The sequence below is a fragment of the Metabacillus sediminilitoris genome (assembly GCF_009720625.1).
Classification (GTDB): domain Bacteria; phylum Bacillota; class Bacilli; order Bacillales; family Bacillaceae; genus Metabacillus; species Metabacillus sediminilitoris.
In genome coordinates, this window is record NZ_CP046266.1 from 4,311,577 (window position 1) to 4,327,185 (window position 15,609).

Genomic DNA, 15,609 nt, shown 5'->3' on the forward strand with positions numbered 1-15,609 from the left:
TTGAACTTCACAATCCTCTTGCCTTGACATGACTTGATATCATGTCAAGACAAGAGGATTTTTAAAGATTTACCCTCTTCGATTTTTGCCAATTAATTCAATTGGTATTGCCATATGCTTAATTCGTTCCATAATTCTCGCTGCTTTTACAGGCTCCTCTTCACCTCGTTGGGAAAATGCTAAATGGTGCTGCAGCTGTTTGAAATCGAAATTTGAAGAAAAAAACGTTGGCAGGTTTTCAAGCATTCGATATTGCAAGATTGTGCCAAGAATTTCATCTCTTACCCAACTCGACATAGCTTCAGCACCTAAATCATCCAACATTAAAACGGGTATTTTCTTTACTAGATCTAATTTTTCGTCTAATGAAGAATTCTGAAAAGACCCTTTCAGCTCTCTCATAAATTCTGGTACATATACGAGCATTGAAGATATTTTATGTGATGCCAGTTCATTTGCAATTGCGCCTAAAAAGTATGTTTTTCCAACACCAAACGAGCCATATAAATATAATCCTTTTGGACGTTTACCATTATTATATTGCTCAACAAAATCTTGAGCTAAGCTAATCGCTTTCAAGCGGCTCGTTTCATCGATCTCTACTTCTATGTTTTCAAATTGAGCCTCTAATATATCCTTTGGTATATACATACTTTTTATTAGTGACTCATGTTTTTTTCGCTCATCATACGCTTCTTTGTTTGGACATTTATCATATTGAAGATCAATCACTCTGCCTTGAATCACTAAATGAGGATGATAACCTTGCAGCAGATTTTTACATTCTTTTAAAGATGGGCAGTCATGACAATTTTTGCTTTGATTGATAAATTCAAATAGTTTCATTAGACTTCTATCGATCATACCTTCTTCAATTTCTGTAGAATGCTTTGTCAAAAAGGCTTGTACATCTTGATTATTTAATACTTGTTTTTTTAACCCGTTATAACGATCCTTGAAATCAGGCCTGTTCGTTAGGTTTTTAAATGAATTACTCATGTGCTCCATACTTTTTTCACCACGCTTCCAATACTACTCATTGTTTTTATTATCCTTATAATTCTTAATTCGATCAAATAATTTCTTTTTTTCTAACTCGAATTTTTCACGATCTAATTTTGTTTGATTCTGTTCTTGCTTTGGAACATTTTTATTTTGATCAATACTATCATCTTCGCTTAACCATGATGGCAGCATTTCTTTGCGTATCGGTGCCTTTTTATAAGTAGACGTTTTCTTTGTCGTTTTTTCTTCTGCCCATTGCTGATATTGTCTGTGTTCTTGTTTTGCAAGATCCATTGCAGCTTTTACAGTCGTAATTTGTTTCCTTGTCCAATGACTTGCGATTTTTTGTACATACCCTTTCGTTAGCTTCATATTTGTTTTCAACATAACGTAATAAATAAGAACATTTACTACACCAGCTTCGAGTTTTTGGGCGATCATCACTTCTTCAATAATTTGTAAATCACCAGCACTTGGCGTTGCCCCACCGGCAATATCAGTTAAAAATTGACGAGGCGATATTGTTTCTAATTGATAAATTAGCTCTTCTTCTTGTGTGCGCTCTTTTTTTTGTATCTCTGTTCGCGAATGAAGGGGTTGTGTTTTATCTACTAACCCTGGGAGCTCATCTCCATATTGAAATTGATACCAATCTCTTGCAGATTTTCTAAGCTGCTCAATGTCGATTTGATCGTCTTGACTTATGCTGTTCATTAACACATTTTTCATGTCAATCGCATTAATTCCGTATAAGTATGATAGTTTTTTAATAACATCCTTAACGACTGGCGTAATCGCCTTAATTGGGATAATAGCATCTGATAACCCAGAATAGAATAAGTCGAAATCAAACCCAGCATCAGTAATTTCCATTGCAGCCCGCTTATTCGTTTGTATATATTCTTTATCATTTGAGAGTGATAAATCTTGAAAAGTTTCACTATTTACTTTTGCGATCATATTTGCGGAATGCCCTGAGTCAAATACTTCATTAAAAGACCTTGTAATATCTTTCATCCCATCTTCTATTTTTTGGTCCGTGAAAAAATGCTTTAATTGTAAATACTTATTTTTACCCACTCGATTGTAAAGATAAATATTTAATACGCCGTCTTGAAAAAATTCATTTGGCTTTAAAGGTGCTTGAAGTTCATAAACATATCGTTTTACATCACCAGTATCATTAACAAATGTTTTTATTAATCCAAGGCCTTCTAACTTCAAACGTTCACGATAAATGTCACGCAAATTACTTTGCATAATCGTCATCAAACTATGGTGAGTGGTTTCCACGCCCCATAATCGATTTTCCTCTAATTCTCCCCATAATGTCATGTAGAGACTAAAACATTTTGAACCAATTAATGGCTGATAAAGTAATGTTAATATCTTCCTATCTATGTCCTGTAGGACCGAGCTGCTTTTCACCGAATAACGATCGATAGCAAGTAATTCTTTCCAATGCTGATCCATCTAATTCAAACCTTCCATTTAGAATTGCGAAACACCTGCTAAAGACTTAGGCAAATAAGACACCATATAATGACATGTCTGCTTGTTATTAATAGGTTGCTTAAACCCCGAGACAATTACGTCATGAAGTAAGTCTTGTTACCTGCACCTACACGTCCAATGCAGTCTCGAGCTAGGCGCCAAAGCTTTACATGATCACGATGTCCAATTTACTGAAAAGAGAGCTTGAAGATTTATTCTTCATTAGCTCTCTTAGCTACTTTATTTTACTTTTTTGATAAGATCAGTTAATTCTTCAATAAAGACGTTAATATCCTTGAACTGTCGATATACTGAAGCAAAACGGACATATGCAACCTCGTCAATTAGTGCTAGCCTGTCCATAACCATTTCACCAACAAGCTCACTATTCACTTCTGAAACTCCTTGATTTCTTAACTCTTTTTCTATTTCATGGACTAGATCCTCTAGTTGCTGTAAGGGAACTGGTCTTTTTTCACAAGCCTTAATTAGACCTCTTAAGATTTTGTCTCGGCTGAATTCTTCCCTTGTTCCTTCTTTTTTTACAACAATTAATGGAAATTCTTCAACCTTTTCAAAAGTAGTAAAGCGATATTGACATTCCTCACATTCTCTGCGACGCCTAATTGATCTCCCTTCATCTACAGGTCTTGAGTCAAGTACTCGAGTACCATTATGCTGACACGAAGGACATTTCATCTAACCAACTCCAATTCAACCGCATAATTTAAAAGACAATTTTCGTATAGAAATAATTTATCAATGATCGACTTGAAGTATCATACTTCACTCTTTATCTACTACTACCTGTCCCAACTAATGTTAATTTTTGGTCAAGCTTTTTATATAACTCAAGGATTACCTTTTTACTAAAACCAAAATCAGTTGGTAATGCCGTATTCGTAGAGGCGGTGAAATCTATAGCCGTTTCATAAGGACGGACTGAAATGACTGTAACAATTAAAAAAGCTTTCCTAGGACGGTCTATATTTACACTCATCTCTCCACGTTCTTCTGAAATAGATGTAACCGTCATGCCAGGTGTTTCTTCAATCATTGTTTTTACAGCTTGTAATGCATTTTTATTAGTAGTTTTATAATAATGACTTTTCAAGTCGGGGTTACGATGTTTTTCACCTGTCTCTTGGTGTGTACTAAAAAAATCCTTTAATTTTGCAAAGACACTCATTTTCTATTATCCCCCTTTAATTACTATTTTTTCAAAGTGTGTCGAAAGAAAGTTATTCTACTCCTATAATACTGAAGTTTTCCAATAATAAAAAGAGGTGCAGATTAAATAATCAGCACCTCTGACTTTTCATTCAATTTCATTTCATTAAAGAGCTTTTGCCTGAGCTTGTTTTACTTGTACTGGACCCATTCCTCTAGGAATTTCGATATTTTCACGCGTTTGAGCACCTAATGATTCTGCAATATAATCAGCAGCAATATTTGGATTTAAGTCACCGCATGTATAAACATCAATACTAGCATAGCCATGCTCAGGAAAACTATGAATGGTTAAATGTGATTCTGAAATGATAACAACTCCACTTACACCTTGTGGAGCAAATTTGTGAAAGGCAACCTCTCTTATTTCAGCACCAGACTTTAACGCAGCATTTACGAATGTTTTTTCAATGTAATCCATATCATTTAACTTATCAAAATCGCAACCCCATAATTCGGAAATTACGTGTCTACCCATTGTTTCCATATTCAATGGATCCCCCTTTAACTATTTTTTAACATGAATTCTTCGCTTAATGGTATATGTCTAACTACCACGGGGGAAAGTTAGTCCAGAGAGGTCCTAACCCTTTAAGTAGCCGTAACACCTTTGCTTATATAAGAAGTTCACGAAAAATAGTATACTTTGTTTGTATATGTTTTGCAACAAACTTTTTTAAAAAGTTTGTTAATAGTTAAAGGGTAGTTAATGAACATGATGGTATTACACGTTTTATCATTTCCAAACCTAAGCAAATTAAACTTCTAATAAATTGTTCATCTTATGAGCAACTAATTTTGTTAAATCTGTTACCCTGCATGAATAAGCCCATTCATTGTCATACCATGCTAACACTTTAATCTTATGTTCTTCCATCACCATTGTTGATAATCCATCAATAACTGCAGAATTTGGATTCGTATTAAAATCAATGGATACCAGCGGTTCAGTTGTAAAATCTAAAATTCCTTTTAGACTGCTGCTTGAAGCTTCAGTAAAGGCACGATTAATATCATCAACTGTGACACTCTTTTCTACATCAACAACTAAATCCACCAACGATACATTTGGTGTTGGTACCCGTAACGCCATACCGTGAAGCTTTCCTTTTAGATGTGGCAATACCAGCGTCAATGCCTTTGCTGCGCCAGTTGTTGTAGGTATAATCGACTGTGCACATGCTCTAGCTCGTCTCAAATCCTTATGTGGGTTATCGATATTGTTTTGATCATTTGTATAAGCATGAACTGTTGTCATTAATCCATTTTTAATGGTAAAAGCATCATCAAGAACTTTTACAACTGGTGCTAAACAGTTTGTTGTACATGAGGCATTTGAAATTATTGTATGCTTCTCATGGTCGTAGTCATGATCATTTACTCCCATAACAATCGTTACATCCTCATTTTTACCAGGTGCTGTTAAAATGACCTTTTTTGCACCTGCAACAACATGTTTCATTGCTTGATCTTTACTATTAAATTTACCCGTAGCTTCAATAACAATATCAATATCTAAGTCTTTCCAAGGCAGCATTTGCGGGTCACGTTCATTGATAAGTAACACATTGTTTCCGTTTACAATTAAATGATCATCACATGCTATTACTTCCCCATTAAACTTACCATGATTGGTATCGTATTTTATTAAGTGTGCCAACGTTTCCGCCGGATAACTTGCGTTTATCACCTTAATATTCATATTTTCTGTGATTGCATTTCGGAATACCATTCTCCCAATACGACCAAAACCATTTATTGCAATATTGGCTCTCATCATATTACCCCTCTCATATATGTGTTATACTAATTGTTGATTTAATAAATATAGTATAACATATATATTTAAAAAAGGGATAATTATTATTACTTTTTTTGAAATTTTACACGATATTTAATAGAATGCACAAAAAAGGAGACTAAATAAGTCTCCTTTCATTTTAATCCATTCAAAAATTCAATTACTTGCGCTTCGGTATCTTCGATTGAACCGTTATTATTAATAATAACATCAGCAAGCTTTACCTTTTCCTTTAAAGGCAGCTGTGACTGTATTCTCATCATGGCCTCTTCTTTACTATAGCCATTACGGTTCATTAATCTCTTTAACTGTGTCTGTTCATCGACATACACAAGTACTGTTACATCAACCATATGTGTTAATTTGCTTTCAAATAACAATGGAATGTCTAACACTACTTGTTTTGCGTTTTTCTCTTTTTCTTCTTGTTTTTGCTTTAACATTTCTTTACGTACAGCTGGATGGACGATTTCATTTAATTGTTGACGGTTTTTATCATTAGAAAAGATAATTGCCCCCAGCTTCTCACGATTGATTGTTTGATCATCGAGTAAAATGTCTTGACCAAATGTTTTAACAATTTGTTGATATGCAGGTTCTCCAATTTCAACGACATCTCTAGAAATTTTGTCAGCATCAATAATTCGAATTCCTTGATTCCGAAACATATTGGAGACTGTGCTTTTACCACTTGCAATTCCACCTGTTAACCCAATTACGACTGTCACTGTTTTTGCCTCCATTGATCATAATTTCCATAATCCTATCATAATTAGAATGATCCCTGGCAGGCAAGAAAATTTGTCCATCCAGTCAAATTTTGAAAAAAGATAACCAGATTTGATCCCGATTGAAACAAATAAGGAACTCATACACGCCACTAAAATACTCATTTCCAAAGGAGAATAACCTAATAAAGCTGCACCTATTCCTGCACCAAAGGCATCTAAAGATAGCGCAACTCCTAGCAAAAATGCCTCTACTCCTGTAATTGTACCCGATTTATCGATATCCGCTGTCATTGGTTTCCTCAGAATATTGATGACAATGCCAAGAGTCTTTATTTCAAAATTAATCAATGTTTTTTCTGTTTCTTCATCAGAAGATTCCTTTGAAGGTCTAAAAAATTGATACAAAACCCACGCTCCAATTAAAACAAGGATAAATCCTCCAAGCTTATCAGTCACATAAATAGGAAAAACCCTTGCCATTAGATCACCAACAAGCATAGCTACTAACAAAGTTACGGCCGAACAACAAGCAATAATAAAAATAGATTTAAATGGAATTCTCATCTTTCTCATACCATACGTAAATCCTACCGAAAAGCTATCTAAGCTTACTGCGAATGCTAATAATAAAAGTGATGCATATTGAAACATAAGAGCCTAGCCCCTTCCTTCTAAATGCTAACATAGTGTATGATAAACGCCTATGCAATGTGAAAAGCTAAAGTAAGGTTTACAATAAAAAAGGCAAAAAACACATGAAGTGTCTTTTGCCTTTTTTAAAGGAAAGAAAGGAAATATTCTATTCATTGTTTTTATTTAGTCAAGTTCCATTTATGTAGATAAACTCAGCATATGAAATAAAGGTAAAAAATCCCATATGCATGAAGTCTATACCTGTCCTCGATAAACAAAATACTAGCACATTCCCTTGTTATTTCTGACATTTTTCACAATAATGAGTGCCTCTGCCGCCAACAACAGTCCTTGTTAGGATCGTGCCACATTTTTTACAAGGTTCATCTGTTCTACCGTAAACAAATAATTGTAGTTGAAACATACCAATTTCACCTTGTGTATTAACATATGATCGAACAGTGCTACCCCCTTTTTCCACTGCTTCCTGAAGAGTAGAAATAATCTCCTTGTGCAATCTTTTATATTCGCCCGCTGTTAACTCACTAGCTATTCGCTCTGGGTTTATGCCAGAACGAAATAATGCTTCATCTACATATATATTACCTAGTCCAACGACAACACTTTGATCTAATAATGCTGTTTTTATTTTTCGTGTCGTTTTATTTAGACGCTCGCGTAAATACTTTGCTGTAAATTGTTCACAAAATGGTTCTGGCCCAAGCTGTAAAAGAGGAAGCTCATTTTCTTCTTCCCCTTTACTAAATAAATGCATGGTGCCGAACTTACGAACATCTCGATAACGTAATTCTGAACCGTCCGTAAAGGAAAAAATAACATGTGTATGATGGTCATACTCTTCTTCAGGCTGAAACAATCCGTATCGTCCCTCCATTCGTAAATGGGAGACTAAAACATAGTCATCAAGAATAAACTTTAAAAACTTTCCTCGACGGTGTACATCATGGATTGTTTGTCCAAAGAGTGCATCTTTAAATTGTTCTATTTCAATTGGCTTTTTTATAATTTTAGGCCAATGAATCGTCACTTTTTGAATCTTTTTTCCAATAACTAGCCCATGCAGTGTCCGACGTACTGTTTCGACTTCTGGGAGTTCTGGCATACCTTCACTTCCTTATTGCGTATTCCATCTTTAAGTATATATTTTGTTTTCATATCAATCTGCACCATTATATGATTTGCCATAATGGTAAGATGTTCAAGCACTACCTCTTTATTATTTCGCATCATACCAAGAGTCACCATAAGAGTAATCCACCTTTAATGGTACGTTTAGCTCAACTGCATTTTCCATAACTTCAGGGACTATTTTTTCTAAGATAGCAATTTCTTCTTTAGGAGCTTCAAAGATTAGTTCATCATGTACTTGTAATAATAATTTTGCTTGTACCTTTTCTTTTTTTAGTCGTGCTGCCATATCAATCATTGCCTTTTTAATGATATCTGCTGCACTACCTTGAATAGGTGTATTCATAGCTGTTCTTTCTGCAAAGCTCCGTATGTTAAAATTACTGCTTGTGATTTCAGGAATATATCTTCTTCTATGGAGAAGTGTTTTTACATAGCCCTTTTCTCTCACATCGGCTACGATGTCTTCCATATAATCTTGTACACCGACAAATGTCTCCAAATAACGTTTAATAAATTCTCCTGCTTCCTTCCGTGTAATCCCTAGACTTTGAGAAAGCCCATAATCACTAATTCCATAAACAATTCCAAAATTAACGGCTTTGGCCTGTCTTCTCATATTTGAAGTAACATCTTCTTTTTCCACATGAAAAACATCCATTGCGGTTTTCGTATGAATATCTAGATCATTTCGAAATGCTTCGACTAAATTTTTATCATTTGCAATATGTGCTAAAACTCTTAGTTCAATTTGAGAGTAGTCAGCTGCAAATATCACCCAATCCTTCTCTGAAGGAACAAACGCTTGGCGAATTTTTCTACCTTCCTCAAGTCTAATAGGGATATTTTGCAGATTAGGATCAATTGAGCTTAGTCTACCTGTTGTCGTTAACACTTGATTAAAGCGGGTATGAATTTTCTTGGTATCTTCATGAACTACCTTTAATAACCCATCGATATAGGTAGATTTTAGTTTTCCAAGCTGACGGTAATGAAGAATCTCTCGTACAATTTCATGTTTATCTTCAAGTTTTTCAAGCACGTCAGCTGATGTTGAGTAGCCTGTTTTTGTTTTTTTAATAACTGGTAATTGTAATTTATCAAACAATATAACCCCAAGCTGTTTTGGAGAATTTATATTAAATGTTTCACCTGCATGTTCATGAATATTCTTTTCAAGTGACGTTAATTGCTCGGCTAAATCATCACCCATATCTTTTAATCGTTTACTATCGACTCGAACACCTGTAGCTTCCATTTCAGCTAAGATAACAGAAAGGGGCAGCTCTAAATCGTAAAATAATGATGATTGATCATTTTGTTCCAGCTGCATCTCCAACTTATCTTTTAAAGAGTAGATAGCTTGCCCTTTTCTGATAAGATGTTCACTTAGTATTTCTTCATTAGGAATAGAACGCTTTGCTCCCTTACCGTAAACTAATTCGTCTGACTGAACTATTGATAAACCATTTGTTTTCGCAACACTCGCAACATCATCAAAGGTTTCAGAAGGATTTAATAGGTAAGCCGCAATTAATACATCAAAACTTATTCCTTTTAAAGCAATACCTTTCCAGTGAAGGGCAACGCTTGTTTTCTTTCCGTCATAGACAATCTTTTGTTTTGTCTCGTCTTCAGCCCACTTTTTAAACGACTCAGATGACAATGCAGTATCAACCGGAATATAAAAAAGACCATTTTCATTTTGTATGGAGAAACCGAGTATATCTGCTTTATGATAACTTTCATCCAATACCTCTGCATAAATGACTGCTTCATCTGTTAACACAACATTGGTAAATTCTGTAACTTTTTCAAATGGAAGGTCAGGTATTACCTCTTCTTCTACCACGACCTCTTCTCCCAGCTTTTCTAATAATGAATTAAAACCGAGTTCTTTAAAAATGCCTGTAACCTTTTTAACATCAAAACCATTGTAATGAATATCATCTAAGGAAATTGAAATTGGGGCTTCACAATCAATTGTTGCTAATTTTTTACTCATTATGGCTTGTTCATGATGTTCTTCAAGCTTTTCTTTCAGCTTCTTTCCACTTACCTTATCTACTGAATTAAGTACATTTTCTAATGTCGTAAACTCTTTTAATAGTTTTATCGCCGTTTTCTCTCCGACTCCAGGAACTCCAGGAATATTATCTGAAGTATCCCCCATCAGCCCCTTCATATCTATAATTTGACCTGGTGTTAAGCCATATTTTTCATTAACAAAGTCCGGAGTATAAGAATCAACATCCGTAATTCCTTTTTTCGTGATATCTACTGTTATATTTTCTGTGACTAATTGTGTTAAATCCTTATCTCCTGAAATGACTTTGACTTCATAGCCGTCTTTTTCAGCTTGCTTAGAAAGGGTCCCGATAATATCATCTGCTTCATAATTTTCAAGCTCATAACGTGATACTTGATAAGCATCAAGCAGTTCTCGAATAAATGGAAATTGCTCTGATAATTCAGGTGGAGTTTTTTGGCGTCCCCCTTTATATTCTTGGAATGTTTCATGTCTAAATGTCGTTTTTCCTGCATCAAATGCTACAAGCATATGTGATGGCTTTTCATCTTCCAATATTTTCATTAAAATCATCGTAAAACCATAAATCGCATTCGTATGTATACCTTTATCATTATTTAATAATGGAAGAGCGAAAAATGCCCGATAAGCAATACTATTTCCATCTATTAAGACTATTTTCTTTGTCACTACTTCTTCCTCCTCAAAATGGTTAGACTTAGCCGAAATTCAACCACTTTTGTCTAAATAAAAAACCGCAATTCTCCTTCTATTCTAACATGACTGCAAATAGAAAGGAAAACTGCGGTTCTTTTGTTTTGAAACAGTAAAGTTATTGAGTACCCTTTAGTAAACTAGCATATGGTGAATCAAACGGAATAATAATAACTGTTTCTTTGTTTATTGTTTGTTTATATGATTGTAAAGTTCGATACATTTCATAAAAATCAGGATCCTTAGAATAGGCTGTATTGTAGATTTTAGCAGCTTCCTTCTCACCTTCACTTCGAATAACCTCTGCGTCAGCTTCAGCTTTTGCTAACATCTCTTTCACTTCTCTGTCTGTATCAGCTATAATTCGATTTTTCTCTGCATCCCCTTTCGATAAATACCCTTGCGCAGTTGATTCCCGTTCCGAAATCATTCTTGTAAAAACAGATTGTTCGTTTTCTGATGGTAAATCAGTCCGTTTCATCCGTACATCTGTTACAACTATTCCATAGTTATCTTTTACTAATAATTCATTTACTTTATCAGTGACCTTGTCATTCAAACTTCCTCGAGAGGATTTTTCGTCATTAATAATTTCATCGTAGTTTAATTGGCCTAGTTCTGAACGAACAGTTGAAAAAACAAATTCCGCCATCTTCGTTTCTGCATTAACAATCGTACGTGCATTCGAAATCATCTTTTTCGGATCTTCAATTTTCCATACTGTATAATTGTCAATAATTAATCGCTTTTTATCTTTTGTATTAATCTCTGCCTCTTGAACATTATAGGTCATTTGATATTTTGGCAGTGTCGTTATAGATTGAATAAATGGAATTTTATAATTCAAACCAGGTTCTTCGATAATTCTAACTACTTCACCGAATTGACGAACGACTTTGTACTCATTTTCCTTTACAATAAACAGATTTGTGAGAATAAGTATAAATAATAAAATGATAATAAAAAGGACAATTCCTCCACGTAAATATCCTTTAAATGAAAAGGGTGGCCTCTTTTTCTCCATATTCACTACATTTTCATTGCCCATTTGTTTCACTCCCTTCGCTTCCGTCTTCTTCAGCTGGTGCTACAGGTTTTGATGTAGTGGCATCCTTAATCGGTAAATACTTCATCGTATTTCCGTTGTCCTCCATAATATAAATCTCGGCATTTGGTAAAACTTGATCAATCGTTTCAAGTACTAAACGTTTTTGCGTAATCTCTTTTGCATTTTTGTACTCATCATAAATGGCGTTGAATTGGGCTACATCACCTCGTGCTTCCTCCATGCGTGCTGCTTTATCACCTTCAGCAGCAGAAATAATTGCGTCCTTCTCCCCCTGAGCTTCCTCTGTCCGTTTGTTTCGATATTTATTTGCTTCATTCGTTCTTGTGTTCATTGTTTCACGTGCATCGGTCACATTTGTAAACGCCTTTCTAACTTCTTCATTTGGAAGATCTACATCTTGTAATTTAACTGCTAAAATGGTGATTCCAATATCATATTCACCTACTAGTGTAGATAAAAGTTCTTGTACCTGCTTTTCAATCTCCACTTTTCCAGATGTTAAAGCGTCATCAATTGTTGAGCTGCCTATGATACTTCGCAAACTAGCTGATGTAGCATCTTTTAACATTTCTTCTGGATTTTCTGCATTAAATAAATATTTACCAGGTTCTGTAATTTTCCATTGTACAACCATATCAGCTAAGACGATATTCTCATCACCTGTAATCATTTTCGTTTCTTTAGGGAAATCCTTCACTTCACCATTATCGGATTCCTCATATCCAAACTGCAGACTGAATGTTTCCTTCGAGAGTACTTCAACGGATTGAATTGGCCATGGATATTTAAAATGTAGTCCTGGTTCACTTACACCTTCTTCTACCTCACCAAGTGTAATCATGACTGCTTGCTCAGACTCATCAACGGTATACCATGAAGTAAATGTAACAATAGCTAACACAATAATTAATAATCCAAAACCGACGATGCTAAAGACTCTTTTCATGCTTAACATGTAATCCCCTACCTTTATTTGAACTCTACATACTAATATGTAGACATTCAATTTTTTATCTAACTAAAATACGATTATGTTACAAGAAGGTTTCAAATTGTTTTATTTTTCAAACAAAACAAAAAAGGGACGAGAGCTTTACGCTCTCGTCCTAAAGATTGGCTCCTTGGATGAAGGGGTTTTCACTTCGTATTATAGCAACGCTATATTAAGAAATAATAAACTTGGTGTAAATTAATTGTAAATTGTGTCGAAATAACCAACTTTTACAATTATGAATGATCAATAACCCTCATGATATTTTTTATTTAATTTCACAACAAAGGTCGTCCCTTTACCAATCTCACTAGATACACTTATTTGCCCCTTATGGGCTTCAACTAAGTGTTTTACGATCGCCAATCCTAAGCCTGTTCCACCAGAGTTTCGACTTCTTGCACGGTCGACTCGATAAAAACGTTCAAATATTCTCGGAATTTCTTCTTTCTTCATGCCAATACCTGTATCAGACACAATGACATGCACTTGTTCTTTGTGTTTTTCTACTTTAACTTGTACAAATCCACCCTTTGGAGTATAAGTTAAAGCATTATTAATTAAATTAATAAAAATTTGCTTGAGTCGATAAAAATCTCCTTCAATAAATACCAAGCCTTCAGGAAGAGAAATCCTTAATTCCACTTCTTTTTCTTTTGATTTACTTTGAAGGATTATATTTATATCTTCTAATAGTTCTTTTACATCACATGATTGGATCGATAATTGATACCCTTGTTGTTCAATTTTCGATAAATCTAATAGATCTTGAATAAGCGATTGTAATCGATCACTTTCCTTTAGAATAATCGTTAAAAAATATTCTGCCGTTTGTCTATCACTAAGAGCACCATCTAAGAGAGTTTCACTAAATCCCTTTATCGAAGTAATAGGAGTTTTTAACTCATGTGATACATTTGCTACAAAATCTTTTCTGACTTGCTCTAGCTTTTTCAATTCAGTAATATCGTGAAAAACAAGAACAATACCTTTCCATTCATCATTTGTACCAATAATGGGAGCACCATATACTTCAAAATGTCTACGTTCTATTTTCACAGGAATATGAAGCTGTTTCCTAACCTTTACCTCTGTCATAAAAATTTCTTCAACAATGTCGATTATCTCTTTATGCATAAATGCATCATAATACAATTGATAAAGAAATTTCGCTGAATCAACCTTAAAAAGCTCTTTATATGCCCGATTAACTAAATTGATGTATCCTCTTCCATCAATTAAAATCAAACCGCTTCCCATATTTTCAATTAATGTTTGAAGTCGATCCTGCTGCATTTCCTGAGCCCTAGTCATATCCTGTAAATTCCTTGCAAGAATATTTATTGATTGACTTAACATACCAGTTTCATCCAAATGATCTTCATATGTTCGTGCTTTATAATTTCCCTTTGCAAGTTCCATTGCTACTTTAGTAGCAGATTCAATTGGACGCGTATATTGAGCGATAATTCTAATACCCAATAATAAGATAATAATAAATGCTAATCCTAAACAAATGATGAGTATACCCCACATTTGCAGATTAGCCTTATCCAATTCAGCAATTGATGTATTAATTAAAATAAGACCTTTATAAGTTTCACCTTCCATGATTGGAAGCCCAAAATAAGCTAGTTTATCTTTTTGATCTGGATAAAAATGACCTTCTTCTTTGTTCTTCATTATCGGAAGGACGTTTTCATACATATGTGTATGATTATGACTCTTGTCTTCCAATTTACCAGAATCATGAATAATCTTATCATTTTCATCTAAAATCGTAATATGTGACTGATATGCATTACTTATATCGAAGACAAGACTTGATTCTTCTGAAGTGTTGAACCTTTTGTCTACAAAGAACGATTTCGCCAATTTTGCTTCCTTTTCCATAATTTCCGCAAAGGCATCTATGTAATAGCTATTAAAAATTTGCCCAAGTAGTAACCCTAAACCTACAAGGACTGCTATTAGTAAGGTTATAAAAGCAAAAAGTAATCTTGAACGAAATCTATTCATTCATCTTTGGCTCCTCAAGCTTATAACCTAATCCTCTAATTGTTTTAATATAAAGCGGTTTTTTTGTATTTCGTTCAATTTTTTCACGCAAATGACTAATATGAACATCGACTATTCTTGTATCTCCTGCAAAGTCATAATTCCAAACAGCACTCAAAAGTTGGTCACGAGTAAGGACTCGTCCTTTATGTTTAGATAAATAAACAAGTAATTCAAATTCTTTTGGAGTCAAATCTAAACGTTCCTTGCCATAATACGCTTCGTAATGTTCAGGAAGTACTTTCAAATCACCAATCATCACCTGTTCTGATTCTTCCGTCTCTTTAACATCAGCTTCAACATGTGACTGTGATCTCCTTAAAATCGCTTTAATCCTAGCAACTACCTCTCTAGGACTAAATGGCTTTGTCATATAATCATCGGCACCAAGTTCAAGACCTAACACTTTGTCAAATTCATCATCTTTAGCTGTTAGCATTAAGATTGGAACCATTATCTTTCTTTGGCGGAGCTGTTTACATACCTCAATACCATCCATTTTTGGTAACATTAGATCCAACACAAGTAAATCTGGTTCTTCCTGAATACAAATGCGAAGTCCTTCTTCACCATCCAAAGCTGTTATAACTTTAAAACCTGCTTGTTCTAAGTTATACTGAAGCAGCGTTGAAATCGATTGCTCGTCATCTACTACTAAAATCTTCTTACTCATATAATGCCTCCAAGGATTGTATTTCCCCTCAA

The 15,609-nt window shown here is 34.4% G+C and carries 14 protein-coding genes; all 14 read right to left on the reverse strand.

The window, feature by feature from the left end:
• Positions 1 to 69: 69 nt before the first annotated feature.
• Positions 70 to 1,008: a primosomal protein DnaI gene (gene dnaI, locus GMB29_RS20775; RefSeq protein WP_136351998.1), complete on the reverse strand. Its 939-nt coding sequence runs from the start codon at positions 1,006 to 1,008 to the stop codon at positions 70 to 72.
• A gap of 24 nt (positions 1,009 to 1,032) precedes the next feature.
• Complete coding sequence (locus GMB29_RS20780; protein ID WP_136351999.1) at positions 1,033 to 2,478, reverse strand: replication initiation and membrane attachment family protein; 1,446 nt, start codon at positions 2,476 to 2,478, stop codon at positions 1,033 to 1,035.
• Positions 2,479 to 2,739: 261 nt separating this feature from the next.
• On the reverse strand, positions 2,740 to 3,198 hold the full coding sequence (nrdR, locus tag GMB29_RS20785) for a transcriptional regulator NrdR (protein ID WP_136352000.1): 459 nt from the start codon (positions 3,196 to 3,198) through the stop codon (positions 2,740 to 2,742).
• Positions 3,199 to 3,292: 94 nt separating this feature from the next.
• A complete protein-coding gene (locus GMB29_RS20790) occupies positions 3,293 to 3,688 on the reverse strand; it encodes a cytosolic protein (protein WP_136352001.1) in 396 nt (131 codons plus the stop codon).
• Positions 3,689 to 3,835: 147 nt separating this feature from the next.
• Positions 3,836 to 4,216, reverse strand: coding sequence for an adenosylmethionine decarboxylase (gene speD / locus GMB29_RS20795; protein ID WP_136352178.1), 381 nt, complete (start codon positions 4,214 to 4,216; stop codon positions 3,836 to 3,838).
• A gap of 270 nt (positions 4,217 to 4,486) precedes the next feature.
• A complete protein-coding gene (locus GMB29_RS20800; protein WP_136352002.1) occupies positions 4,487 to 5,506 on the reverse strand; it encodes a glyceraldehyde-3-phosphate dehydrogenase in 1,020 nt (339 codons plus the stop codon).
• A gap of 158 nt (positions 5,507 to 5,664) precedes the next feature.
• The gene (gene coaE, locus GMB29_RS20805; RefSeq protein WP_136352003.1) at positions 5,665 to 6,258 is read right to left on the reverse strand and encodes a dephospho-CoA kinase; all 594 of its coding nucleotides are present in this window, start codon (positions 6,256 to 6,258) and stop codon (positions 5,665 to 5,667) included.
• Between the two features lie 18 nt (positions 6,259 to 6,276).
• Positions 6,277 to 6,912 (reverse strand): sporulation membrane protein YtaF, encoded by a 636-nt coding sequence (gene ytaF, locus GMB29_RS20810; protein WP_136352004.1) that lies wholly within the window; start codon positions 6,910 to 6,912, stop codon positions 6,277 to 6,279.
• Between the two features lie 280 nt (positions 6,913 to 7,192).
• The gene (mutM, locus tag GMB29_RS20815; protein WP_136352005.1) at positions 7,193 to 8,017 is read right to left on the reverse strand and encodes a DNA-formamidopyrimidine glycosylase; all 825 of its coding nucleotides are present in this window, start codon (positions 8,015 to 8,017) and stop codon (positions 7,193 to 7,195) included.
• A gap of 114 nt (positions 8,018 to 8,131) precedes the next feature.
• Positions 8,132 to 10,762, reverse strand: coding sequence for a DNA polymerase I (gene polA, locus GMB29_RS20820; protein WP_136352006.1), 2,631 nt, complete (start codon positions 10,760 to 10,762; stop codon positions 8,132 to 8,134).
• Between the two features lie 142 nt (positions 10,763 to 10,904).
• A complete protein-coding gene (gene hflC / locus GMB29_RS20825; RefSeq protein WP_136352007.1) occupies positions 10,905 to 11,834 on the reverse strand; it encodes a protease modulator HflC in 930 nt (309 codons plus the stop codon).
• Complete coding sequence (hflK, locus tag GMB29_RS20830) at positions 11,824 to 12,810, reverse strand: FtsH protease activity modulator HflK (protein WP_136352008.1); 987 nt, start codon at positions 12,808 to 12,810, stop codon at positions 11,824 to 11,826. The genes hflC and hflK overlap by 11 nt, the downstream gene beginning before the upstream one ends.
• 282 nt (positions 12,811 to 13,092) lie before the next feature.
• Positions 13,093 to 14,865 carry a two-component system histidine kinase PnpS gene (gene pnpS, locus GMB29_RS20835; RefSeq protein ID WP_136352009.1) on the reverse strand — a complete coding sequence of 591 codons (1,773 nt, stop codon included), beginning with the start codon at positions 14,863 to 14,865 and terminating at the stop codon, positions 13,093 to 13,095.
• The gene (locus GMB29_RS20840; RefSeq protein WP_136352010.1) at positions 14,858 to 15,577 is read right to left on the reverse strand and encodes a response regulator transcription factor; all 720 of its coding nucleotides are present in this window, start codon (positions 15,575 to 15,577) and stop codon (positions 14,858 to 14,860) included. Before GMB29_RS20840 ends, pnpS begins: the two co-directional genes overlap by 8 nt.
• Positions 15,578 to 15,609 lie beyond the last annotated feature (32 nt).

Bases quoted from the DNA above. Each gene is read 5' to 3' on its own strand.
- GMB29_RS20790 (WP_136352001.1), bottom strand. From the start codon at position 3,688: ATGAGTGTCTTTGCAAAATTAAAGGATTTTTTTAGTACACACCAAGAG.
- dnaI (WP_136351998.1), bottom strand. From the start codon at position 1,008: ATGGAGCACATGAGTAATTCATTTAAAAACCTAACGAACAGGCCTGAT.
- speD (WP_136352178.1), bottom strand. From the start codon at position 4,216: ATGGAAACAATGGGTAGACACGTAATTTCCGAATTATGGGGTTGCGAT.
- ytaF (WP_136352004.1), bottom strand. From the start codon at position 6,912: ATGTTTCAATATGCATCACTTTTATTATTAGCATTCGCAGTAAGCTTA.
- hflK (WP_136352008.1), bottom strand. From the start codon at position 12,810: ATGTTAAGCATGAAAAGAGTCTTTAGCATCGTCGGTTTTGGATTATTA.
- pnpS (WP_136352009.1), bottom strand. From the start codon at position 14,865: ATGAATAGATTTCGTTCAAGATTACTTTTTGCTTTTATAACCTTACTA.
- mutM (WP_136352005.1), bottom strand. From the start codon at position 8,017: ATGCCAGAACTCCCAGAAGTCGAAACAGTACGTCGGACACTGCATGGG.
- GMB29_RS20780 (WP_136351999.1), bottom strand. From the start codon at position 2,478: ATGGATCAGCATTGGAAAGAATTACTTGCTATCGATCGTTATTCGGTG.
- hflC (WP_136352007.1), bottom strand. From the start codon at position 11,834: ATGGGCAATGAAAATGTAGTGAATATGGAGAAAAAGAGGCCACCCTTT.
- nrdR (WP_136352000.1), bottom strand. From the start codon at position 3,198: ATGAAATGTCCTTCGTGTCAGCATAATGGTACTCGAGTACTTGACTCA.
- GMB29_RS20800 (WP_136352002.1), bottom strand. From the start codon at position 5,506: ATGAGAGCCAATATTGCAATAAATGGTTTTGGTCGTATTGGGAGAATG.
- GMB29_RS20840 (WP_136352010.1), bottom strand. From the start codon at position 15,577: ATGAGTAAGAAGATTTTAGTAGTAGATGACGAGCAATCGATTTCAACG.